21 protein-coding genes are annotated in these 22,859 nt (G+C 69.4%); 9 read left to right on the top strand and 12 right to left on the bottom strand.

From position 1 onward, the window contains the following. Positions 1 to 24: 24 nt before the first annotated feature. From BST17_RS18205 to BST17_RS18215, 3 genes are read right to left on the bottom strand one after another with little or no spacing between them, the layout of a single operon-like run. Complete coding sequence (locus BST17_RS18205; protein ID WP_109750195.1) at positions 25 to 1,614, bottom strand: Na+/H+ antiporter subunit D; 1,590 nt, start codon at positions 1,612 to 1,614, stop codon at positions 25 to 27. Continuing rightward, a complete protein-coding gene (locus BST17_RS18210; RefSeq protein WP_083060303.1) occupies positions 1,614 to 2,078 on the bottom strand; it encodes a Na(+)/H(+) antiporter subunit C in 465 nt (154 codons plus the stop codon). The genes BST17_RS18205 and BST17_RS18210 overlap by 1 nt, the downstream gene beginning before the upstream one ends. Continuing rightward, positions 2,075 to 4,939, bottom strand: coding sequence for a Na+/H+ antiporter subunit A (locus tag BST17_RS18215; protein WP_083060304.1), 2,865 nt, complete (start codon positions 4,937 to 4,939; stop codon positions 2,075 to 2,077). Before BST17_RS18215 ends, BST17_RS18210 begins: the two co-directional genes overlap by 4 nt. A gap of 147 nt (positions 4,940 to 5,086) precedes the next feature. Between BST17_RS18215 and BST17_RS18220 the strand changes: the two genes are divergently transcribed. Then, the gene (locus BST17_RS18220; RefSeq protein ID WP_083060355.1) at positions 5,087 to 5,521 is read left to right on the top strand and encodes an SRPBCC family protein; all 435 of its coding nucleotides are present in this window, start codon (positions 5,087 to 5,089) and stop codon (positions 5,519 to 5,521) included. On the opposite strand, the gene BST17_RS18225 is transcribed toward BST17_RS18220, so the two are convergent. From BST17_RS18225 to BST17_RS18245, 5 genes are read right to left on the bottom strand one after another with little or no spacing between them, the layout of a single operon-like run. Further along, positions 5,492 to 7,636 carry an AAA family ATPase gene (locus tag BST17_RS18225; protein ID WP_083060305.1) on the bottom strand — a complete coding sequence of 715 codons (2,145 nt, stop codon included), beginning with the start codon at positions 7,634 to 7,636 and terminating at the stop codon, positions 5,492 to 5,494. The genes BST17_RS18220 and BST17_RS18225 overlap by 30 nt on opposite strands. 10 nt (positions 7,637 to 7,646) lie before the next feature. Further along, positions 7,647 to 8,510 (bottom strand): CDP-alcohol phosphatidyltransferase family protein, encoded by an 864-nt coding sequence (locus BST17_RS18230; RefSeq protein WP_083060306.1) that lies wholly within the window; start codon positions 8,508 to 8,510, stop codon positions 7,647 to 7,649. Continuing rightward, positions 8,510 to 9,220: a phosphatidylserine decarboxylase gene (locus BST17_RS18235; protein ID WP_083060307.1), complete on the bottom strand. Its 711-nt coding sequence runs from the start codon at positions 9,218 to 9,220 to the stop codon at positions 8,510 to 8,512. Before BST17_RS18235 ends, BST17_RS18230 begins: the two co-directional genes overlap by 1 nt. A gap of 35 nt (positions 9,221 to 9,255) precedes the next feature. Then, on the bottom strand, positions 9,256 to 10,470 hold the full coding sequence (gene moeA, locus BST17_RS18240) for a molybdopterin molybdotransferase MoeA (RefSeq protein WP_083060308.1): 1,215 nt from the start codon (positions 10,468 to 10,470) through the stop codon (positions 9,256 to 9,258). Then, the gene (locus BST17_RS18245; protein ID WP_083060309.1) at positions 10,470 to 11,390 is read right to left on the bottom strand and encodes an SDR family NAD(P)-dependent oxidoreductase; all 921 of its coding nucleotides are present in this window, start codon (positions 11,388 to 11,390) and stop codon (positions 10,470 to 10,472) included. Before BST17_RS18245 ends, moeA begins: the two co-directional genes overlap by 1 nt. A 38-nt stretch (positions 11,391 to 11,428) precedes the next feature. On the opposite strand from BST17_RS18245, the gene BST17_RS18250 reads away from it, so the two are divergent. From BST17_RS18250 to BST17_RS18260, 3 genes are read left to right on the top strand one after another with little or no spacing between them, the layout of a single operon-like run. Beyond that, positions 11,429 to 11,923 (top strand): PH domain-containing protein, encoded by a 495-nt coding sequence (locus BST17_RS18250; protein ID WP_234807722.1) that lies wholly within the window; start codon positions 11,429 to 11,431, stop codon positions 11,921 to 11,923. Beyond that, a complete protein-coding gene (locus tag BST17_RS18255) occupies positions 11,920 to 13,269 on the top strand; it encodes a PH domain-containing protein (RefSeq protein ID WP_083060310.1) in 1,350 nt (449 codons plus the stop codon). The genes BST17_RS18250 and BST17_RS18255 overlap by 4 nt, the downstream gene beginning before the upstream one ends. 9 nt (positions 13,270 to 13,278) lie before the next feature. Next, on the top strand, positions 13,279 to 14,094 hold the full coding sequence (locus BST17_RS18260; protein WP_083060311.1) for an HAD-IIA family hydrolase: 816 nt from the start codon (positions 13,279 to 13,281) through the stop codon (positions 14,092 to 14,094). Here BST17_RS18260 and BST17_RS18265 read toward each other — a convergent pair. The 3 genes from BST17_RS18265 to BST17_RS18275 all read right to left on the bottom strand — a co-directional run bounded on the left by BST17_RS18265 (position 14,091) and on the right by BST17_RS18275 (position 17,297). After that, positions 14,091 to 15,806, bottom strand: a complete 1,716-nt coding sequence (locus tag BST17_RS18265) for a DEAD/DEAH box helicase (protein WP_083060312.1) — start codon at positions 15,804 to 15,806, stop codon at positions 14,091 to 14,093. The genes BST17_RS18260 and BST17_RS18265 overlap by 4 nt on opposite strands. An 89-nt stretch (positions 15,807 to 15,895) precedes the next feature. Continuing rightward, entirely contained in the window at positions 15,896 to 16,390 is a 495-nt protein-coding gene (locus BST17_RS18270; RefSeq protein ID WP_083060357.1) for a cupin domain-containing protein, read from the bottom strand. Positions 16,391 to 16,400: 10 nt separating this feature from the next. Further along, entirely contained in the window at positions 16,401 to 17,297 is an 897-nt protein-coding gene (locus BST17_RS18275; protein WP_083060313.1) for an SDR family NAD(P)-dependent oxidoreductase, read from the bottom strand. Between the two features lie 93 nt (positions 17,298 to 17,390). Between BST17_RS18275 and BST17_RS18280 the strand changes: the two genes are divergently transcribed. From BST17_RS18280 to groL, 5 genes are all read left to right on the top strand, one after another. Continuing rightward, on the top strand, positions 17,391 to 17,951 hold the full coding sequence (locus BST17_RS18280; RefSeq protein WP_083060314.1) for a TetR/AcrR family transcriptional regulator: 561 nt from the start codon (positions 17,391 to 17,393) through the stop codon (positions 17,949 to 17,951). A 74-nt stretch (positions 17,952 to 18,025) separates the two neighbouring features. Next, the gene (locus tag BST17_RS18285; protein ID WP_083060315.1) at positions 18,026 to 18,865 is read left to right on the top strand and encodes an ABC transporter permease; all 840 of its coding nucleotides are present in this window, start codon (positions 18,026 to 18,028) and stop codon (positions 18,863 to 18,865) included. Then, positions 18,862 to 19,578 carry an ABC transporter ATP-binding protein gene (locus BST17_RS18290; RefSeq protein ID WP_083060316.1) on the top strand — a complete coding sequence of 239 codons (717 nt, stop codon included), beginning with the start codon at positions 18,862 to 18,864 and terminating at the stop codon, positions 19,576 to 19,578. The genes BST17_RS18285 and BST17_RS18290 overlap by 4 nt, the downstream gene beginning before the upstream one ends. A 10-nt stretch (positions 19,579 to 19,588) precedes the next feature. Further along, positions 19,589 to 20,566 carry an ABC transporter substrate-binding protein gene (locus BST17_RS18295; protein ID WP_083060317.1) on the top strand — a complete coding sequence of 326 codons (978 nt, stop codon included), beginning with the start codon at positions 19,589 to 19,591 and terminating at the stop codon, positions 20,564 to 20,566. 165 nt (positions 20,567 to 20,731) lie between these two features. Continuing rightward, positions 20,732 to 22,357, top strand: a complete 1,626-nt coding sequence (gene groL / locus BST17_RS18300) for a chaperonin GroEL (protein ID WP_030134211.1) — start codon at positions 20,732 to 20,734, stop codon at positions 22,355 to 22,357. Positions 22,358 to 22,466: 109 nt separating this feature from the next. Here the strand turns inward: groL and BST17_RS18305 are convergent, their stop codons facing one another. Further along, positions 22,467 to 22,844, bottom strand: coding sequence for a hypothetical protein (locus BST17_RS18305; protein ID WP_083060318.1), 378 nt, complete (start codon positions 22,842 to 22,844; stop codon positions 22,467 to 22,469). Positions 22,845 to 22,859: the final 15 nt, after the last annotated feature.

Raw genomic sequence — 22,859 nt, forward strand, 5'->3', positions numbered from 1 at the left:
AACCTCGGCTCTTCGCGCAGACGCTCATCGCAACACCGCCGAGATGTATTGGCCGCGATCGATTATCTGTTCGGCGGCGCGCTCGCTGTATCCGTAGATCGGACCGGCGAACACCGTCAGCGCCAGCCCCACCGCGATCAGGGCCCCGGTGGGCAGCAGCATCCCGACCGGCATCTTGCCGACATCGTTGCGATCGGCGAAGGCGATATCGTCGTCATCGTCGATCAGTGCCGCGGGCACGGTGTTGGACAGGTTGCCCTCCGGCGCGTCGGCGCGGGCCCGCCAGAACGCCTTGGTCCAGACGCGGGTCACCGCGTACAGAGTGAGCAGGCTGGTCACCACGCTGCCACCGACCAGCACCCAGGCCAGCGAGGTACCCGATTCGGCACCGGCCTCCAGCAGGGCCACCTTGCCGATGAATCCGGAGAACGGCGGTATGCCACCGAGATTCAGCGCCGGCACCACGAAGATGAAAGCCAACAGCGGGCTTGCCGCGGCCAGGCCGCCGAGGCGCTGCAGCGTCGACGCGCCCGCCTGCCGTTCGATGAGACCGACGACGAGGAACAGGGTGGTCTGCACCACGATGTGGTGCGCCACGTAGTACACCGCGCCCGACATCCCCAGCTGATTGCCCAGGGCGACACCGAAGATCATGTACCCGATGTGGCTCACCAGAGTGAAGGACAGCAGGCGCTTGATGTCGTTCTGCGCGATTGCGCCCAGGATGCCGACCACCATGGTCAGCAGTGCGGCCACCAGCAGCACGTCGTCGAGGCCGCCCTCGGGGAACAACAGCGAGTGCGCCCGGATGATCGCGTACACACCGACCTTGGTCAGCAGGCCGGCGAACACCGCGGTGACGGGTGCGGGCGCGGTCGGATAGGAATCGGGCAACCACGCCGACAGCGGGAACACCGCGGCCTTGATGCCGAACGCGACCAGCAGCACGGCGAACAGCGCCGTGCGGGTGCCGTCGGGAACGTCGGAGAGCCGCACCGCGACCTCGGCCATGTTGAGGGTGCCGGTGGCGGCGTACACCAGCGCGATACCGATCAGGAAGATCAGCGAGGACACCATCGACACCATGACGTAGGCGATGCCGGCACGCACCCGTTCGGCGCTGCCGCCGATGGTCAGCAGCACGAAACTGGCGGCCAGCAGCACCTCGAAACCGACGAACAGGTTGAACAGGTCACCGGCCAGGAACGCGGTGCAGACACCGGCCGACAGGATCAGGTACGTGGGCTGGAAGATCGAAACCGGCTGGCGTTCATCGCCGTCGCTGATGCCCTGGCCGATGGCGTAGAACACGACCGCCAGCAGCACGATCGAGGACACCACCAGCATCAGCACCGAGAGCCGGTCGGCGACCAGCGTGATGCCCAGCGGGCCCATGCCCGGCTCGGTCTGCCCCCAGCCGCCGACCTGGACGGCGACGGTGCCGTCGCGGTCGACCAGATAGAGCAGCACCGCGCACACCGCCACCACCGCAGACAGCGCGGTCAGCGAGATCAGTTGCTGGATACGCGGACTGCGCCCGGCGACCATGGCAATGGCGGCGGCGATGGTCGGGATCAGTACCGGCAGCGGGGTGAGGATCTGTGCCAGGGCCATCAGCGGGACCCCTCCGCACCCGGCAGGGCGTCGAGTTCATCGGGCAGGTCGGTGTCGCGGGAGGGCACCACGTCGGGGATATCGCGGTCGACGACCTCCTCGTCGGCGCGCTCGGCGACCCTGGTGTCCTCGGGGTCGTTGCTGACTTCCTCGACGGTGGTCAGTTGATAGGACCGGTAGGCCAAGGCCAGCACGAAGGCCGCGACACCCATCGCGATCACGATGGCGGTCAGGATCATGCCCTGCGCCAGCGGGTCCGCGTCGGTCTGTGCGCCGTTGCTGGTGCGGCCGTACACCGGCGGATTACCGGACGGCCCACCCACATTGAGCAGGAGCAGATTGACGGCATTACCGATCAGCAGCAGTCCCAACAACATCCGGGTCAGGGTGCGTTCCAACAGCAGGTACACGCCGGTGCTGGTCAGCCCGCCGATGAGGATCAGGGGAACAAGATAGGTGATCATCGCACCCTTTCCGCATCGACGCGGGCACCGAGGCTGCGCAGGATGTCGAGGACGAGGCCGACCACGATGAGGTACACACCGAGATCGAAGAACAGGGCAGTGACGAGCTTGATGTCGCCGAGCACCGGTACCTCCAGGTGCAGCACCGCCGAGGACAGCACCGGTGCACCCAGCAGCAGCGAGGTCACCGCCGTCCCCGCGGACAGCAACAGACCGGTGCCCAGTACCTTGCCGGCATCCAGCGGCAGCGTCTCGCCCAGTTCGTAACGGCCGCCGGCCAGATACCGCAGCACGAGTGCCAGGCCCGCGGTCAAGCCACCGGCGAATCCGCCGCCGGGGGTGTTGTGTCCGGTGAAGAAGAGGTAGGCCGAGAGCACCATGATGAGCGGGAAGATGATCCGGGTCGCGACCTCCAACACCAGCGAGCGGTGCCGCGGATCGCGCAACTCGCTGCCGCGCAGCCAGGTGACGTCACCGGCGGCCGGACTGTAGGCGGTGACCAACCCGATATCGGGCTGGCCCGCGGCGCTGGGCCTGGCCTGCGACACCCGCGGTGCCGCGCCGAACCGCCTGTTGCGGAACACCATCGAGGCCACCCCGGTCGCGGCGACCACCAGCACCGAGATCTCGCCCATGGTGTCCCAGGCGCGGATGTCGACCAGCAGGACGTTGACGGTGTTGGCGCCGTGCCCGCGGTGATACGCGGCCTCGGGCAACAATTCGGCGATCGGGCGGGTGTCGCGGGCAGCCATCGCGAACACCGCCAGTGCGGTCACCGCCGCGCCGACCGCCAGCGACAGCGCCGCGCGCGGCACCCGGCTGCGGTTGACGTTGGACCGGTCGGCCTCGGCGGGCAGGGTACGCAGCACCAGCACGAAGATCACCAGCAGCAGCGTTTCCACCAGGAACTGGGTGAGCGCCAGATCAGGCGCGCCGTGCAGGGCGAAGATGGCGCCGCAACCGTAGCCGGTGACGCCGACCAGCAGCACCGCGGCCAGTCGGTTGCGCATCACGGTCGCGCCCAGGGCGGCCGCCAGGATGACCGCTCCGATGACGACCTGCAACGGCGAATCCCACAGGGCCATCTCCGGTCGGTTGCGGGCCCCCAGCATCAGCACCGCGACCGGAAGCAGGACCAGCGTGCACAGGATGACCGACTGGGTGGCCGGCAGTGACCCGCGCTGGGTCTGCGCGGTCAACCGGACCGCCAGCACGTCGAGACCGCGCATCACCTCGTCGTAGATGCGGTCGGCGTTGCCCAGCGGGGTGAAGCCCAGACGCCCCCGCGGCAGCCGCCGGCGCCCGAAGAACAGCGCGGTGCCGGTGATCAGGATGAGCACCGACAGCAGCAGCGGCAGCCCGAATCCGTGCCACAGCGCCAGGTAGTAGTCGGATCCGCCCGGAATGGTCTCGGCGTAGTCGTCGAGCACCCGGTCGATGCCCGACGGCCACAGTCCGAACACCAGGCCGGCGGCGGCCAGGATGGCCGGCGGCAGCAGGAAAGTGACGGGGGGACGGTGCATCTCGGCGACGCGGACGCTGGGCTCGGTGGCGCCCTTGTCGGCGAAGGCGCCCCACAGGAACCGCAGGCTGTACATGGTGGTGAAGACCGAGCCGATGACGATGCCGGCGAGCACGAACGGGGCCGCCGCACCCAGCACCTCACTGTGCAGCACCGTCTCCAGATCGGCTTCCTTGGCGATGAATCCGAAGAAGGGGGGCAGCGCGGCCATGCTTGCGGACGCGCCGACGGCGATGATGAGCATCGGCCGGTGCGCCCGCCCCAGACCGGCGAGCTTGCGGATGTCACGGGTTCCGGTGGCGTGGTCGATGACGCCGACCACCATGAACAGCGCCGCCTTGAACATGGCGTGCGCGCAGAGCATGGCCAGCCCGGCCAGCATCATGTCCGGGCCGCCGGTGCCCACCATGATCGTGATCAAACCGAGCTGGCTGACGGTGCCGAATGCCAGGATGAGTTTGAGGTCGTATTCGCGGATCGCGCGCCAGCCCGCCAACAGCATGGTGAGCAGACCCAGCCCCACCACCATGGGCCGCCAGAAGGCGGTGTCGGCGAAGCCCGGGGTCAGCCGCGCCACCAGGTAGACACCGGCCTTCACCATGGCCGCGGCGTGCAGATAGGCGCTGACCGGGGTGGGCGCGGCCATCGCGCCGGGCAACCAGAAGTGCAGCGGCACGATGGCGGACTTGGACAGCGCACCGATGAGAACCAGGGCGATGCCGACGCTGGCGGCCAGCCCGGTCGGCGGGGCGGCGATCAGCTCCGAGAGCAGATAGGTACCGGCCAGGTTGCCCAGCACCACGATGCCGACGAGCATGGCCAGCCCGCCGAACGTCGTCACCAGCAGCGCCTGGGTGGCGGCGCGCCGGCTGGTGGCGCGTTCGGCGTAATGGCCGACCAGCAGGAACGACAGCACCGTCGTGGTTTCCCAGAAGATGTAGAGCAGCAGCATGTTGTCGCTGACCACCAGTCCGAACATGGCACCGGAGAAGGCGACCAGTTCGGCGGCGAAGCTGGGCAGCCGCTTCTCGATGCGGCCCTCGTGGTGATGGAAGTACTGCGCGCAATAGAAGAGCACCAGGGCGCCGATGGCCAGCACCAGCACGCTCATGATGGCGGCCAGGGAATCGAACCGCAGGGTGATGTCCATCGACAGCATCGGCATCCACGGGATGTGCACTGTCGGGATGTGCTCGTCGGTCGGCCAGTTCAGCCCGACCCAGATGAGGGACAGCAGTGGGACTGCCGCGAGCGGGTAGAAGGCCAGGCGTCCCCATCTGGCGACCAGAAGGGGCGCCACCGCGGTCGCGACGACGTGGGCGAGCAGAACGACGAGCATGGCACTCCGATCGTGTTGGGTCGGGGTGTCATTGGCCGATGAGCGCTTGCGCGAGGCGCATCGACCACAGGTATGACGGCTGGTACGAACCCAGTCTACGTGGGCGGTTTTGAGTTCATCGAACCGTAGGCTGAACCGGTGAGCAGGATCGTGAGCGCCGACCGGGAGATCGCGGCGGCCGCAGACGTCGTCTTCGAACTCATCGCCGACCCGGCCCTGCACCCCCGCTGGGACGGCAACGACAACAACGTCGAGGCGGCAGCCGGGCAACGCGTGCATGCCGTCGGCGACGAGTTCCGGATGACGATCTACACCGGCGCGGTGCGGGTGAACCACATCGTCGAATTCGAGGAGGGCCGGCTGATCGCCTGGCTGCCGGCCGAGGAGGGCAAGCAGCCGCCCGGGCACCTGTGGCGCTGGCAGATCGAGCCCGTCGATGACGAACGCTGCCGGGTCATCCACACCTACGACTGGACCCGGCTGACCGACGAGCAGCGGCAGGTGCGGGCGCGGGCCACCACCGCGGACAAATTGGCGGCGTCGATCGAGCGGTTAGCGGCCCTCTGCGAACGCACGCAGTGAGTCGACCTGCACCGGATCCAGCGACGGCCGCACGTTCTGCCGGGCGGTGGCGACGTCGGCGGCGGTGACATCGGCGGCGTCGATAGAACGGCGCATCGCGCTCAAAGCCGCCTCGCGCAGCAGCGCGACACAGTCGGCGGCGCTGTAGCCGTCCAGCTCGTCGGCCAGGGTGTCCAGATCGACCTCGGCTGACAGCGGTATGGATTTGCCCGCGGTGCGCAGGATGTCGCGGCGCGCATCGGCATCCGGTGGCTCGACGAAGACCAGCCGCTCCAGGCGGCCGGGCCGCAGCAGCGCCGGGTCGATCAGGTCGGGCCGGTTGGTGGCGCCGAGGACCACGACATCGCGCAGCGGCTCGATACCGTCGAGCTCGGTCAACAGCGCGGCGACCACCCGGTCGGTGACACCGGAGTCATGACTCTGCCCGCGCCGCGGCGCCAGCGCGTCGACCTCGTCGAGGAACACCAGCGACGGCGCCGAATCACGGGCCCGGCGGAACAGTTCGCGCACCGCCTTCTCCGATGAGCCGACCCATTTGTCCATCAGCTCGGCGCCCTTGACGGCATGCACGGACAACCGGCCGGAGCTCGCGAGTGCGCGGACGACGAAGGTCTTACCGCAGCCGGGTGGCCCGTAGAGCAGCACCCCGCGCGGGGGCTGCACACCGAGCCGGGCAAAGGTGTCCGGATGCTGCAGCGGCCACAGCACCGCCTCGGTGAGGGCCTGTTTGGTGGCGACCATGTCGCCGACGTCCTCCAGCGTCACCGAGCCGACCGCCACCTCCTCGGTCGCCGACCGGGACAGCGGGCGGATGACCGAGAGCGCGCCCACGAAATCGTCCTGGGTGAGCGACGGCGATGCGCCGTCGGCGCTGGCCCGGGCGGCCGCCCGCAACGCCGCCTCGCGGACCAGCGCGGCCAGATCGGCGACCACGAACCCCGGGGTTCGCTCGGCGACCTTCTCCAGGTCGAGTTCGGCGGCGGGCACACCGCGAAGCAGCACCTCCAGCAGCGCCTTGCGGGTGGCGGCATCGGGCAGGCTCAGGCCCAGCTCGCGGTCGCACAGCTCGGGAGACCGCAGCCGCGCATCGACGTTGTCCGGCACCGCCGAGGTGGCGATGAACGCAACACCCTTTGTGGCCACCGCTTTACGCAGTTCGGCGAGGATCAGGGTGGCCACCGGCTCCGGCGTGGAGGGCAACAGCGCGTCGATGTCGGTGATGAGCAGGACGCCACCGGACTGCACCGCGGCGACGGCCGCGGTGACGCTGCCCAGGCGGTCGTCGGCGGCGAGTGCGCCGACCTCCGGGCCGTCCAGTTCGACGAGTCGGCGTTCGGCGCAGACCGCCCGCACCAGGGTGGCCTTGCCGACCCCGGCCGGCCCGGAGACCAGCACTCCGAGATTGGCTGCGGCGCCCAGGGTTTCGAGCAGTTGGGGCTGGTCGAGGGCGAGCTTGAGCCACTCGGCCAGCTTGCCGGCCTGGGTGTGTGCACCCTTGAGGTCGTCCAGCGGTACCGCCGGCGCGGCGGGCGCCTGGCTGGGCGCCGGTGGCGGGGCCGTCGTATCGACGTCACCCCAGGTGACATTGGAATTCGGTTGCACACTGACGGGCCCGGCCGGGTCCACCCCGGTCACCGTCAGCAACTCCGAGGTCCAGGTGATCCCGACGGAGGTGGTCAGCGCGGTGGTGGCCGCCGAGGTCGAGGTGCCGGGGCCCAGATCGCGGGGCAGCAGTGACACGGTGTCGCCGACCGAGAGCACCTTGCCCAGCAACGCCATCCGCAACGTCGCCGAGGACACCGACCGGGTGGCCAGCCGGGAACCGGTCAGGGTGACCGACCGGGCCCCGTTGACCGTCACCGGGGACACCACCACGCCGGCGTCCTCGCGGAGGCCGGCATTGGACAACGTCACGTCGTCGAGCAGTGCGGTGCCCGCCGGGGTGCCGGGCGGGGCGATCCCGACCACTGCGGCGGTGGTCCGGGACCCCAGTAGCGAGACCGCATCCCACTCGCGCAGACCGAGCGCGGCGATGGCTTCCGGGTGCAGGCGCACCACCCCGCGGCGGCTGTCCAGGGCGGAGGTGTTGAGCCGGGCTGTCAGGGTCAAACTCATGACGTCGAACTCACTGGCGGCCCGGCGGCTTACGCAGGCCCAGGCGCGCCATCGACCGCCGGTGCGGCTGCGCCCGACGGATCTCGCGGCGCTGCGCCCGGCGTTCCTTCGGTTTGGCATCCCAGGCTTCCGGACGCGCCGCGACCCAGCGTTGGCTGCGCACCGTGAACGGGATGATCAGCAGGTAGCCGACGATGATCAGCAGCACCAGGACATAGGGGAACAGCAGCAGCGCCGCGGCGGCCGCGGCGATCGCGATCAGCAGGATCGGCGCGGCGTTCGGCGGCATGGACACCGATTTGAGTGCCAGCGTCGGCACCCGGCTGACCAGCAGCGCGGCGTTGGCGGCGAACCACAGGCAGACGAACCACTGCGATGTCCACCAGCCCTCACCGAACTGCAGCAGGGCCGCCAGCGGACCGATCACCCCGACCGCGCCGCACGGCGCGGGCATCCCGGTGAAGTATTGCCGGGTGTAGGCGGGTTTGGTGTCGTCGTCGAGCAACGCATTGAACCGCGCCAACCGCAGCACGATGCACACCGCGTAGAGCAACGCGAAGATCCACCCGACCGGCGAGGTCGGCAACAGCGTCACATACACCACCAGCGCGGGGGCGACGCCGAAGTTCACCGCGTCGGCCAGTGAGTCGATCTCGGCACCCATCCGCGATTGTGCGTCCAACGCGCGGGCGATACCGCCGTCGATGCCGTCGAGTACCGCGGCGGCACCGATCAGCGCCAGCGCGATGTGCGGCTGGCCGTCGAGGGCGAATTTGATCGACGTCAGCCCGGCGCAGATCGCCAGCACCGTGGTGGCGCTGGGCAGGATCCGCATCGCCGACGGGCGCGCCTTGGCACGGTTGCGGTTGGCCATCAGGGCAGCTCGGCCAGGATGGTCTCGCCGCCGATGGCGCGCTGCCCGGCTTCGACCAGGATGCGGGACCCCTGCGGGAAGTAGGTGTCCAGCCGCGAGCCGAACCGGATCAGCCCGTAGGTCTCGCCGAGTTCGAGTTGGTCGCCGGTCCTGGCGGTGCACACGATGCGCCGTGCGATGAGCCCGGCGATCTGCACGGCGACGATGTCGACACCGTCGGGGGTGCGCAGCCACAGACTGTTGCGCTCGTTGTCCTCGCTGGCTGTGTCCTTGTCGGCGGACAGGAACTGACCGGGCCGGTGCACCACGCCCATCACCTGCCCGGCCACCGGCGCCCGCTGCACGTGGGCGTCGAAGATGGACAGGAAGATGCTGATCCGGGTCATCGGGGTGTCCCCGAGCCCGAGTTCGGCGGGCGGCACGGCGGTGTCCAGCAAGGTCACCAGACCATCGGCCGGTGCGACGACGGCGCCAGGCCGGCTGGGCGGGACGCGGGGCGGGTGCCGGAAGAACAGCGCACAGAAACTGGCCACCCCGAGGCCGGTGTTGCGCAACCAGCGCCGGTTGCGGCCGGCGGCCGCCACGCCGAGGCCGCCCGCGATGAACGGGAGGCCGGCCGGGTGCAGCGGCGGGACGGTGGAGCGGACCAATTCGATGAAGCGCTGGGCTTCTGAGCTGGGGTCATCGGGTGAACGCGCAGGTCTGGCCATGTTGGCTCCCGATTCTACGTGGATTTGCCGGGCACTCAGCCGGTAGACAGGTCCCACACGTCGAGCTGGGAGCCGGCGGCCAGCCTGTCGACGTCTGCCGGGATGTCGAGCAGGCAGTTCGCCGATGCCAGCCAGCGCAGGTGGTGCGATGCCGGTGGGCCGTAGCTGGTGACGGTGGTGCCGGCCAGCACACCGCGGCGGAACTGCCGTTTGCCCAGGGGTGAGGTGAGGTCCTCGGTGAGGGTGGCCGAGATCCGCGGCCGGTCCGGCGGCAGTCCCATCGCGGCGCGCAGCGGACCGCGCAGGAACACCTCGAAGGACACCAGCGAGCTGACCGGATTGCCGGGCAACGTGACGATCGGCGTGCCCGCCACCAGGCCGGCGCCCTGCGGCATGCCGGGTTGCATCGCCACCTTGGTGAACTCGACCTGACCGCCCAGGGCGTCCTTGACCACCTCGTAGGCCCCCGCGCTGACGCCGCCGGTGGTGATGATCAGGTCGACGTCGCCGGCGTGGGCGTCGAGCGCCGCACGGAACGCCGCCGGCTCGTCACGGACCGTCGGCGCGGTGACGGCGATGGCGCCGGCCTCCCGCACGGCGGCGGCCAGCATGACGGCGTTGGATTCGTAGATCTGCCCGGGCAGCAGGGGTGTGCCGGGGGCGATGAGTTCCGAGCCCGTCGACATCACCAGTACCCGTGGCGGCGGCAGCACGTCGACCTCGGCCAGGCCCAGCGCGGCGACCAGTCCGAGCGCGGCCGGGGTGAGCCGCTGCCCGGTGCGCAACACGGTGGTGCCGATGGCGACGTCCTCACCGGCGCGGCGGATGTGCTGGCCCTCCGTGGTGGCGGTGCGGATGGCGACCCGCTGACCGGCCGGGGGAGCCGGGGCGGCGAAGTCGGCATCGGTCGCCTCCACCGGCACGACACTGGTCGCCCCCGGCGGCAGCGGGGCACCGGTCATGATGCGGACGGCGGTCCCGGGCTGCAGCGGCCGGATGTCGGTGCGGCCGGCCGGGATGTCGTCGGCGACCGGCAGGGTGACCGGATGCTCGGCCGAGGCCGAGGCGATGTCGGCGGCCTGCACCGCGAATCCGTCCATCGCCGAGTTGTCGAAACCGGGCAGCGCCAGCGTCGCGGTCACGTCGGCGGCCAGTACCAGCCCCAGGGCGTCCCCCGGTGCGCGCCGCTGCGCGGGACGCGGCCGGATCAGGTCGGCGATGACCTGCTGGTGTTCGGTGACCGAGCGCATCAGACGGGGAAGGTCACGCCGGTCAGTTCCTCCGAGACGGCCCAGAGGCGGCGCTGGATGCCCTGATCGTGGGACTGCGCGCTGGAGCTGACCAGGTGCGGATGCCCGACCACACCCATCGAGGCGACCGGGAACGCCGGGCCGTAGTACTGCCCGCCGCGCACCGCGGGATCGGTGGCGGCCCGCAGCGTGGCCAGGGCTCCGACCAGCGGCGAGTTGGTGACCAGGTTGGCCAGCGTGTTGAAGCCGGGCAGACCGGTGCCCGGGGTGTGCCGCATCAACTCGGTGTTGGAGACGCCGGGGTGGGCGGCCACCGAGATGGTGTCCTTGCCGGTGAGCCTGCGGTCGAGTTCGTAGGCGAACATCAGGTTGGCCAGCTTGGACTGTCCGTAGGCGGCGACCCGGTTGTAGCTGCGCTCCCACTGCAGATCGTCGAAGTGGATCTTGGCCTGATTGCGGTGCGCAATGCTGGCGACCGTGACCACCCGCGAATCCTCGGCTGCGAGAACGTTTTCCAGCAGCAGTCCGGTGAGTGCGAAGTGGCCCAGGTGGTTGGTGCCGAACTGCAGCTCGAACCCGTCGGCGGTGGTCTGCTTGGGCGGGTACATCACCCCGGCGTTGTTGATCAGCAGGTCGATGCGGGGGTGGGCGGACTTGAGCTGTTCGGCCGCTGCCCGCACCGAGGCCAGCGAGCCGAGGTCGAGGGCGACGACGTCGACCTCGGCCTGCGGACTTGCCGAGCGGATCTTGTTCGCCGCGGCGTCGCCCTTGGCGGTGTCACGCACCGCGATGACCACGTGTGCGCCGCGACCGGCGAGCACACGGGCGGTCTCATATCCCAGGCCGGTGTTGGCGCCCGTCACGATCACGGTGCGTCCGGACTGGTCGGGGACGTTGGATTCGGTCCATTTCTGGCTCATGTCTAGAACATACGGCGGCCGGCGGCCATGCTCGAGAGATGGGTGCTCGCGTGCTGATGGCCGATCCCGCTCATCCGCCCAGCAGGAGCGCACCGCTGGCCTGGGCGTTGGGGGCGGCGATCCCCTGGTTGGCGGTGGCCGTCGGGCAGGTCGTGTGGTTCGTACTGGACGGCCGGATGCCCGTGCTGCACGTGGCCGCAGCCGTGGTGACGGTGCTGGGCATGCTGGTGTCGGTGGTGGTGGTGCCGCTCTGGCGCTACCGGGTGCACCGCTGGGAGATCAGCCCGCAGGCGGTCTACACCCGCACCGGCTGGTTGGTGCAGGAGCGCCGGATCGCGCCGATCTCACGGGTGCAGACCGTCGACACCTACCGGGGTCCGGTGGACCGGCTGTTCGGCCTGGCGAACGTGACGGTGACGACGGCATCCTCGGCCGGTGCGGTGCGCATCGTCGCGCTGGATGCGGCGGTGGCCGATCAGGTGGTGGCCCAGCTGACCGACATCGCCGCCCTCGGTGGGCACGACGCCACATGAGTGATACCGGCTGGCAACGTCTTTCGCCGCGCATGCTGCTGGTCCATCCCGTGCACGAGGTGCTCAACCAACTCCCGCTCCTGATCGGGGCGATCGTGCTGGGGTCGACCACGCAGAACCCGCTGTGGTCGCTGCTGGGCGTCGGTCTGATCGTGGCGTTGGGCCTGGCCCGCTGGTTCACCACCAGCTACCGCATCGACGAGCAGGAGCTCTCGCTGCGCAGCGGGGTGCTGCAGCGCAACGAACTCTCGCTGCCGCGCAACCGGATCCGATCGGTCAGCACCGAGGCCAGGTTGCTGCACCGGTTGCTCGGTTTGACGGTGCTGAGGGTCAGTACCGGCCAGGAAGCCAAGGGCGAGAACGAGTTCAGGCTCGATGCGGTGCGGGCCGAGCAGGTGGCCGAGCTGCGGACGGTGTTGTTGGGTGCGCCGGCGCGCACCGAGCTGGGCCACGAGCTAGCCCGCTGGCGGCCGAGCTGGTTGCGCTACAGCCCGTTGAGCCTGTCCGGGTTGGTCGCGGTCGGTGCCGTGGTCGGGATGGTCTATCAGGCCGGATTCGGTGACCGGTTGCAGGGCTGGCTGGTGGTCGCACTGCTGGTGGCCTCGGTGCCGCTTGCCGTGGGCCGTTCGGTGCTGACCTTCGGCAACCTGGTGCTGACCCGGCGCACCGACACCCTGCATCTGGTGCACGGACTGGTCCGTATCCGTGAGTACAGCTATGACCTGCGCCGGTTGCGCGGTGCGACGCTGCGCGAACCGCTGCTGGTGCGGGCGCTGGGCGGGGCGCGGCTGGACGCGGTGATGACGGGGGTCTCCGGGGCCGGGGAGTCCTCGCTGTTGCTGCCACCCTGTCCGGTCGGCACCGCGCGCGCGGTGCTGACGCGACTGACCGGGCGCGCCGATGTGGTGACCGGGCCGCTGGTGTCACACGGGCCGGCGGCGGCGCGCCGCCGGGGGGGGCGGGCGATGGCGCTGCCGGTCGCCGGTCTCGGTGCGCTGCCGTTCGCGCCGGTCTGGGCGTGGGCGGTATGGGCGGCACTCACCGGGGCCTGCGGGCTGCTGGCGGTGGATCGGGTACGCGCACTGGGGCATCGGGTGGACGCCGAGTGGCTGGTGGTGCGGGCGGGCAGCGTCGACCGGCACCGCGACTGCGTGCAGACCGCCGGGATCATCGGCTGGACGGTGCGCCAGACCTGGTTCCAGCGCCGGGCCGGCGTGGCCACCCTGGTGGCGGCCACGGCGGCGGGCACAAAACGCTATGTGCTGATCGACGTACCGGCCGACATCGCCTGGACGGTGGCGGCGACCGCGTCGGCGTGGGTGGCCGACAGTCAGTGGTGCGCCTAGTCTCGCTGCATGGCTACCGGCGGAGTGCTCTTCGATATCGATGGTGTGCTGGTCACCTCGTGGCAGCCCATCCCGGGTGCCCGCGAGACGCTGCAGGCGTTGGCGGCCAAGCAGATCGCCCGCTCATATCTGACCAACACCACCACCCGCACCCGGGTGCAGATTGCCGACCTGCTGACCGAGGCCGGGATGGACGTGACCCCCGACGAAGTGATCACCGCGGCGGTGCTGACGGCGGACTTCATCCGGGACCGCTATCCGGGTGCCCGCTGCTTCCTGGTCAACAGCGGCGACATCACCGACGACATGCCGGGCCTGGATCTGCAGGCGTCGGTAGACACCCACGGCGGCCCGATGCCCGACACCCCGGACGTGGTGCTGCTCGGTGGTGCCGGTCCGGAGTACGACCACGTGACACTGTCCTGGGTCTATGACTGGATGGCGCAGGGGGTTCCGGTGGTGGCCATGCATCGCAGCATGTCGTGGACGACGACCGAGGGCCTGCGTATCGACACCGGCATGTACCTGGCCGGCATGGAGGAGTGTTCGGGCCGCAAGGCCACCGCCGTCGGAAAGCCGGCGCCGGAGGGCTTTTTAGCGTCGGCCGCGCGACTCGGTGTGGAACCCGACGAGATGTACATCGTCGGAGATGATCTCAACAACGACGTGCTGGCCGGGCAGGTGGTCGGGATGACCGGAGTGCTGGTGCGCACCGGCAAATTCCGCGAGCAGACGCTGGAGCGTTGGGCTGCAGACGAATTCGCCATGCAGCCCAACCACGTCATCGACTCGGTGGCCGATCTGCCGGAGCTGCTGGGACTCTAGTGCTGGCCGGACCGTAACCCGCGCACAGCATCGATGCGCGCCTTGATCTGCTCGCCGGTGGCCGCGGCCAGAACCGGCCCACCGCACAGCTGGCGCAGCTCGTTGTGGATCTGACCGTGCGTCTTGCCGGTGCGGTGATGAGCGATCGACACCAGCGCGTTCAGTTCGCGCCGCAGCTCCTGTAGCTGGCCATGGGTGGTGCGCGGGGGTGGTGGACCGCCGGCGGCGGCGGCCGCCGCGGTGCGCTTCTGCAACTGCTCGTCCTGGCGCTTGCTGAGCAGGTCGCGCATCTGCGTGGCGTCCAGCAGACCGGGGATGCCCAGGTAGTCGGCCTCCTCGTCGCTGCCCGCGGCCGCCGCGGTGCCGAAGGTGGAACCGTCGAAGATCACCTGGTCCAGTTCGGCATCGGCGCCCAGCGATTCGAAACCCCGGTCCTGGTCGGTCTTCTCGTCCTTGGTCTTGTTCGCGTCCTCGATCAGCTCGTCGTCGAGGCCGTCGGACTCGCGGTGCGGTTTGCCCAGGACGTGATTGCGCTGGGCCTCCATCTCGCTGGCCAGCTGCAGCAGGTTGGGCACCGAGGGCAGGAAGATGCTGGCCGTCTCACCCTTCTTGCGGCTGCGCACGAAGCGCCCGATCGCCTGGGCGAAGAACAGCGGGGTCGACGCGCTGGTGGCGTACACACCGACGGCCAGCCGCGGCACGTCGACGCCCTCGGAGACCATGCGCACCGCGACCAGCCAGGGTGTCGAGGACTCCGAGAACTGCGAGATGCGACTCGATGCCGTCGGGTCGTCGGAGAGCACCACCGTGGGCTCCAGACCGGTGATGGTGGTCAGCAGTTTGGCGTATGCGCGGGCGGTGGTCTGGTCGGAGGCGATGATCATGCCGCCGGCGTCGGGCACGTGTTCGCGCTTCTGCATCAGCCGCTTGTGGGCGGCCGCGATCACGGCGGGCATCCACTGGCCCTCGGGGTTCAGCGCGGTGCGCCAGGCGCGGGCGGTCTGCTCGGCGGTCAGTGGCTCACCGAGCCGGGCCGCGTGTTCCTCACCGGCACTGTCGCGCCACCGGGCCTCACCGGAATAGGCCATGAAGACCACCGGCCGCACGACGCTGTCGGCCAGGGCGTCGGAGTAGCCGTAGATGTGGTCGGCCTTGGAGCGCTGGAAGCCGGCGGCGTCGGTCTCGTAGGTGACGAACGGGATGGGACTGTCATCGGACCGGAAGGGGGTTCCGGTCAGTGCCAGGCGGCGGGTGGCATCGCTGTAGGCCTCGCGGATGGCGTCACCCCACGATTTGGCGTCACCGCCATGGTGGATCTCGTCGAAGATGACCAGTGTCTTGTGGTTCTCGGTGCGCACCCGGTGCCGGGTCGGGTGGCTGGCCACCTGTGCGTAGGTGACGACGATGCCGTGGTAGTCGCTGGAGGTGTGGCCGGCAGAGTTGCTGAACTTGGGATCCAGCGACATCCCGAACCGCGCGGCGGCCTGGGCCCACTGGATCTTGAGGTGCTCGGTGGGGACCACCACCACGACCTGGGTCACGGTGCCGTCGGCCAGCAACTCCGAGGCGATGCGTAGAGCGAAGGTGGTCTTACCTGCACCCGGGGTCGCGACGGCGAGGAAGTCCCGCGGCTTGGCCGTCAGGTACTTCACCAATGCCCGACGCTGCCAGCTCCGCAAATCCTGGGTGCTGGGCGCTGTGTAAGCCGGCACCCGAGACTCCTATCTGGTCGAAGGGCAGTCTAGGGCAAGGGGTTCCGGGTACGCATATCCGCTTCGGGAGTGTCGTCGCCGACGGCGTGTCAGACGAAGAAGTTGTCGTTCTCGATGAACCAGCGGGTGCGTTCCTCGTCGGTCAGGTCGCCCAGCTGGGTGAGGTTCTCGAAGTAGTGCTCGCGCGGAGCGCCCGGAGCAAACAACATCAACATCGACGCCGGCGCGTCGGCGGTGTTGCGGAAGCCGTGGATGCCGCCCGGTGGCACGTACAGGAAATCATTCGGCCCGGCCGTCGACCAGCCGGTGCCGTCATGGATCTGCACTTCACCGGAGAGCACATAGAAGGCCTCGCTCATGGCGCGGTGGAAGTGCGGGGCGGGTCCGCCGGCGTTCGCGCCGAGCTCGATGCGGTAGAGCCCATAGTCGCCGCCGGTCTGCTGTTGGTCGGCCAGGTAGTGGTAGCGGACCAGGCCGAGCGAATCGTGGTCGGCCGGAGTGTCGGCGCGGCGCACCCAGGCGCTGACCTCCGGCTCGTCCGCGGTGTACCGGGGCGGGGGATAGGGCGGCACGACCAGTGACACGCCCCTCACGCTAGACGGCGAACGTCACTCCCGTGAGCTCTTCGGACACCGCCCACAGCCGCTGTTGCAGGGCGATGTCGTAGGACTGGTCGCTGGAGGCGACGACGACCGGTGCGCCGCGCCACTGGGCCAGGTTGGCCGGACCGTAGTACTGGCCGCCCAGTACGCCGGGGTCGGTCGCGGCGCGCAGGGTCGGCAGGGCCCCGTCGGCGGCCGGCTGGGCGGCGACCTTGGTGACCAGTTCGGTGACCGGCCGGGCGAGCGAGGGCAGGTGGCGGGCCAGCTCGGTGCTCGAGGTGCCCGGGTGGGCGGCGACGGCGACGGTGTTGCCGCGCGGGGCCAGCCGGCGCTGGAGTTCGTAGGTGAACAGCAGATTGGCCAGCTTGGACTGGGCGTAGGCGCCGAGCCGGCTGTAGGAGCGCTCCCACTGCAGATCGTCGAAGTGGATGGCGCCGCCCATCTTGTGGCCGTTGCTGCTGACGGTGACGATGCGGGAGCCGGGCGCGTCGAGCAGCCGGTCCAGCAGCAGCCCGGTGAGGGCGAAGTGGCCGAGGTGGTTGGTGCCGAACTGGAGCTCGAATCCGTCGGCGGTGGTGCTGCGCGGCGGGGTCATCACCCCGGCGTTGTTGATCAGCAGGTCGATGCGGTCGTGTGCGGTGCGCAGTTCGGCCGCCGCAGCGCGGACCGAGTCCAGCGACCCCAGGTCCAACTCCTGGACGGTGACATCGCCGGCGATCTGACCGGCGGCGCGCTTGCCCTTGTCGAGATCGCGGACGGCCAGGACGACGCGCGCGCCGCGGGCGGCCAGCGCCTTGGCGGTCTCCAATCCCAGCCCGGTGTTGGCCCCGGTGACGACGGCGGTGCGGCCGGTCTGGTCGGGAATGTCGGTGGTGGTCCATCTGGTCATGCGGGCCTCCTGAGTATCCTGGATCAACCGGGGCGTTCGCCCCGCTTCATCCGACCATACGGAACGATCGCCCCGCTTACCAGGAGGTGTGCTGTGAGCGAAACGGAACGACCGTTGCGCGCCGACGCCGTCCGCAACCGGGCGAAGGTGCTCGCCGTCGCATACGACACCTTCGCCGCAGAGGGCCTCGGCGTGCCCATCGACGAGATCGCCCGTCGCGCGGGTGTCGGCGCCGGAACGGTGTACCGGCACTTCCCCACCAAGGAGGCGCTGTTCGCCGCCGTGTTCGCCGACCGCATCGGGCGTATCCAGCAGGGCGCGCGGGAGCTGCTGGGCACCGAGGGGCCGGGTCAGGCCCTGTTCGCCTTCCTGCGCGAGATGGTGCGGACCGGCGCCAAGGATCACGGGCTCGTCGATGCGCTGGCCGGTTACGGCATCGACATGGAGACGGCCGCTCCCGGCGCGGAAGCGGAATTCCTGGCCACCATCGGTGAACTGCTGCACGCGGCACAGCGGGCCGGCACCGTGCGGGGCGACGTCGGTGTCTCGGAGATCAAGGCCCTGCTGTTGGTGTGCAAGAGCGCGCAGCTCTACGGCGACGGGGTGCCCGAGCGGGTGACCGCGGTGATCCAGGACGGCCTGCGCCCGCGGTGATCAGGCGCCGGCCTTTCGAGTCACGCCGAGCAGAACCCTAGGCGGCCGCCACCCGCCGAACCATCCTCGATCAGATGGTCACCGAGGTGAGCACGTCCATTCGTGCTGCGACGAATGCCGGGCCGCCGGGTGCCCGCTCAACGCGCCCCTGGTTTCGGCGTCCCGGGTTCCTCCGGTCGATCGCGCCCGTGGTGTTACTGGTCTGCTGGCAGGTCGCCAGCCAGAGCGGGTTGCTGTCGGCGAAGATCCTGCCCGCACCGTCGGTGGTGTTCGAGGCGGGACTGTCGGTGCTGGAGTCCGGGGCGCTGGCCGATGCCCTGCTGGTGTCCGGACAGCGCGCGCTGATCGGTTTCGCGCTCGGCGCGGTTGTCGGCATCGGCTTCGGCATCCTGGCCGGGCTGTCCAAGATCGGTGAGTACACCGTCGACCCGCCGCTGCAGATGCTGCGCACCATCCCGCTGTTCGGTCTGATCCCGCTGTTCATCATCTGGTTCGGGATCGGCGAGGAGCCCAAGGTCTACCTCATCGCCCTCGGGGTGGCCTTCCCGCTGTACCTCAACACCTTCGCCGCGATCCGCCAGCTCGATCCCAAACTCGTCGAACTCGGTGATGTGCTCGGCCTCAGCCGTGGCGAGCGGCTGCGCAACCTGGTGATCCCGGGTGCGCTGCCGCAGATCCTGGTGGGCATGCGGCAGAGCCTGGGCATCGCCTGGCTGTCGCTGATCGTGGCCGAACAGATCAATGCCAGCGCCGGGCTGGGCTACATCATCAACAACGCGCGCGAATTCCTGCGCACCGACATCGTCATCTTCGGCCTGCTGGTCTACGGCCTGCTCGGGTTGATCACCGACTCGATCGTGCGGTGGTTCGAACAGCGGGCGCTGCGCTGGCAGCCCGGGGCGGTGGCCCGATGAGCGCTTGGGTAAAGGGCCTAACCAAGAGCTTCGACGGACATGTGGTCCTCGACGGCATCGACCTGAGTGTCGGCCGGGGTGAGATCGTCGCGCTGGTGGGCCGCAGCGGGTCCGGTAAGTCGACGCTGCTGCGGGTACTGGCCGGACTGTCCACCGACCACGACGGCGAGGTGGACGTGCAGGGCACCCCGACGGTGGTGTTCCAGGAGCCACGGCTGGTGCCCTGGCTGACGGTCACCCGCAACGTCGCCCTCGGTGATCCGCAGCGCCGCCGCAAGCGCGCGGCCGAGGAGAAGGCGCGCCGGGTGCTGGGCGAGGTCGGACTGTCGCACCGCGTCGACGCCTGGCCGCTGACGCTGTCCGGCGGGGAGGCCCAGCGCGCCGCGCTGGCTCGGGCGCTGGTCGCCGAGCCCACGCTGCTGCTGCTCGACGAACCGTTCGGAGCGCTCGATGCGCTGACCCGCCTGGCCATGCACGATCTGCTGCTGCGGTTGTTCGCCGAGCACGGTTTCGGCGTGCTGCTGGTCACCCACGACCCGGCCGAGGCCGTCACCCTGGCCGACCGGGTGCTGATCCTGGAGGACGGTCGGATCGCGCATTCGCTCGACATCGACCTGCCGCGGCCGCGCCGCCACGCCTCGCCGGAGGCCGCCGTCTACTCCGCTCGGCTGCTGGAACTGCTCGGCGTCGAAGACCTGCAACGACAACTCTGAGGAACACCTGGTGAAGATTGCATCCCTACTGATCGCTGCCACGCTGCTGCTGACGGCGTGCGGTGGCGGCGGGTCGGAGAACGCGGCCCCCGAAGGACCCGTCGACCTGTCGACGGTGACGCTGAAGGTGGGTGACCAGCGCGCGATCTCGATCGAGGTGCTGATGAAGGCTTCCGGTCAGCTCGCCGATGCCCCGTACAAGGTCGAGTTCTCCACATTCACCGCGGGCCCGCCGCTGGTGGAGGCGGCCAGTGCCGGCGGCATCCACCTGGCGCAGGTTGGCAACACCCCCGGCGTGTTCGGCGCCGCCGCCGGTGCCGACATCAAGTTCGTCGGCGCTCTGGAAGCCACCGGCAAAGGCGACGCGATCCTGGTCGCCAAGGAGTCCCCGGTGGCCGGTGTCGCCGACCTGAAGGGCAAGAAGGTCGCGGTCACCAAGGGCAGCTCGGCCAACGCCAACCTGCTGCTGCACCTGAAGAAGGCCGGCCTGGGGCTGTCCGATATCGAGCCCGTCTACGTCGCGCCCGCCGACGGGTACGCCGCGCTGACACGCGGTGAGGTCGACGCGTGGGCGGTGTGGGACCCCTACACCGCGATCGCCGAGCAGGAGGTCGGTGCGCGCATCATCGCGGCGGCCGACACCGCGGGCAACGGGTACAACTTCTGGGTGGCGTCGGCGGGGGCGCTGGACGATCCGGCCGTCAGCGAAGCGATCGCCGACTTCCTCGACCGGTATGCGGTGGCCACGAAGTGGTCGGCGGACAATCTCGACAGGTGGTCGGCCGACTACGCAAAGCTGACCGAGATCAGCCCGGAGGCCTCCAAGATCACCTGGACCCGGTCGATCAAGCATCCGGTCCCGCTGAGTGATGACGTGGTGGCCTCCGAGCAGCAGATCGCGGATGCGTTCACCGAGGCCAAGGAGTTCCCGGGTTCTGTCGAGATCGCCGACTTCGTCGACGACCGGTTCCAGGGCGAAGGCAGTTAGTGACCTTGCACTCGCCATGGGCGAGTGCTAAAAATGTCTTGGCACTCTCGATCTGTGAGTGCCAGGTCGGGACGGTGAGGCAGGGAGCACACCCAGGCCGTCCGTCGCGGGCACTGAACCCGACCAACAAGACGTGCAATTCCCAACCGGAGGAATCACTTCGCAATGGCCAAGACAATTGCGTATGACGAAGAGGCCCGTCGTGGCCTCGAGCGTGGGCTGAACGCCCTCGCCGACGCCGTAAAGGTGACGCTGGGTCCCAAGGGCCGCAACGTCGTCCTGGAGAAGAAGTGGGGCGCCCCCACGATCACCAACGATGGTGTGTCCATCGCCAAGGAGATCGAGCTGGAGGACCCGTACGAGAAGATCGGCGCCGAGCTGGTCAAAGAGGTCGCCAAGAAGACCGATGACGTCGCGGGTGACGGCACCACCACCGCCACCGTGCTCGCCCAGGCCCTGGTTCGCGAAGGTCTGCGCAACGTCGCGGCCGGCGCCAACCCCCTCGGCCTGAAGCGCGGCATCGAGAAGGCCGTCGCGGCCGTCACCGAGCGCCTGCTCTCGACCGCCAAAGAGGTCGAGACCAAGGAGCAGATCGCTGCCACCGCGGGCATCTCCGCCGGTGACCAGTCGATCGGTGACCTGATCGCCGAGGCGCTGGACAAGGTCGGCAACGAGGGTGTCATCACCGTCGAGGAGTCGAACACCTTCGGCCTGCAGCTGGAGCTCACCGAGGGTATGCGCTTCGACAAGGGCTACATCTCGGGCTACTTCGTGACCGACGCCGAGCGTCAGGAAGCCGTCCTGGAGGATCCCTACATCCTGCTGGTCAGCTCCAAGGTCTCGACCGTCAAGGACCTGCTGCCGCTGCTGGAGAAGGTCATCCAGTCCGGCAAGCCGTTGCTGATCATCGCCGAGGACGTCGAGGGCGAAGCCCTGTCGACCCTGGTGGTCAACAAGATCCGTGGCACCTTCAAGTCCGTCGCCGTCAAGGCCCCGGGCTTCGGTGACCGCCGCAAGGCGATCCTGCAGGACATCGCGATCCTGACCGGTGGCCAGGTCATCAGCGAAGAGGTCGGCCTCTCGCTGGAGACCGCTGACCTCGCCCTGCTGGGCCAGGCCCGCAAGATCGTCGTCACCAAGGACGAGACCACCGTCGTCGAGGGTGCCGGTGATTCCGACGCCATCGCCGGCCGGGTGGCCCAGATCCGCGCCGAGATCGAGAACAGCGACTCCGACTACGACCGCGAGAAGCTGCAGGAGCGCCTGGCCAAGCTGGCCGGTGGCGTTGCCGTCATCAAGGCCGGCGCTGCCACCGAGGTGGAGCTCAAGGAGCGCAAGCACCGCATCGAGGACGCCGTCCGCAACGCGAAGGCTGCCGTCGAAGAGGGCATCGTCGCCGGTGGTGGCGTGGCCCTGCTGCAGTCGGCTCCGGCCCTCGACGAGCTGAAGCTCGAGGGTGACGAGGCGACCGGTGCCAACATCGTGCGTGTCGCGCTGTCGGCTCCGCTGAAGCAGATCGCCTTCAACGGTGGTCTGGAGCCGGGCGTCGTCGCCGAGAAGGTGTCGAACCTGGAAGCCGGTCACGGTCTGAACGCCGCGACCAACGTGTACGAGGACCTGCTGGCCGCCGGCGTTGCCGACCCGGTCAAGGTCACCCGCTCGGCGCTGCAGAACGCGGCGTCCATCGCGGCGCTGTTCCTCACCACCGAGGCCGTCGTCGCCGACAAGCCGGAGAAGGCCGCCGCACCTGCGGGCGACCCGACCGGTGGCATGGGCGGTATGGACTTCTAAGTCCGTTTTTTCGGAAGGCCCCGGTCTGCTTCGGCAGGCCGGGGCTGTTCCGTTTGCGAGGGTGCATACAGATCGAGATTCCAGCCGAAAACTTGATCTGTATGCACCGTCAGCGCTCCTTGAGCGGCACGCAGTCGTGCAGGCCGCCCGGGTCGGTGCCGGCGCCGGGCTCGATCGCACTGCGGTGCAGCACCGCGCGACTGGGCGTCAGCCGCAGCCCCTCGCCGGTGACCTCCGCGGTGCCATCCACGATCAGCGAGTATCCGGTCGGCTCCCGCGGCGGCCACAACACGGTGACGGCGTCGTGCGCGCCGGCATTGCGGCGGGTGGTGTTGCCGAGCGGGCCGATGGTGAAGACGCCGTCGTCGAGGACGGGTGTCACGGCCACGGTGTGTGCGCGGAAATCATCGCCGACGGTGATCAGGTAGCCGAGGGCGAAATCGGCCAGCGCGTCGGCAAGCTTGTCCAGATCGACCTTGACGCTCATGACGCGAGGGTACGG

This window comes from Mycolicibacterium bacteremicum, assembly GCF_002086115.1.
Taxonomy (GTDB): Bacteria; Actinomycetota; Actinomycetes; order Mycobacteriales; family Mycobacteriaceae; genus Mycobacterium; species Mycobacterium bacteremicum.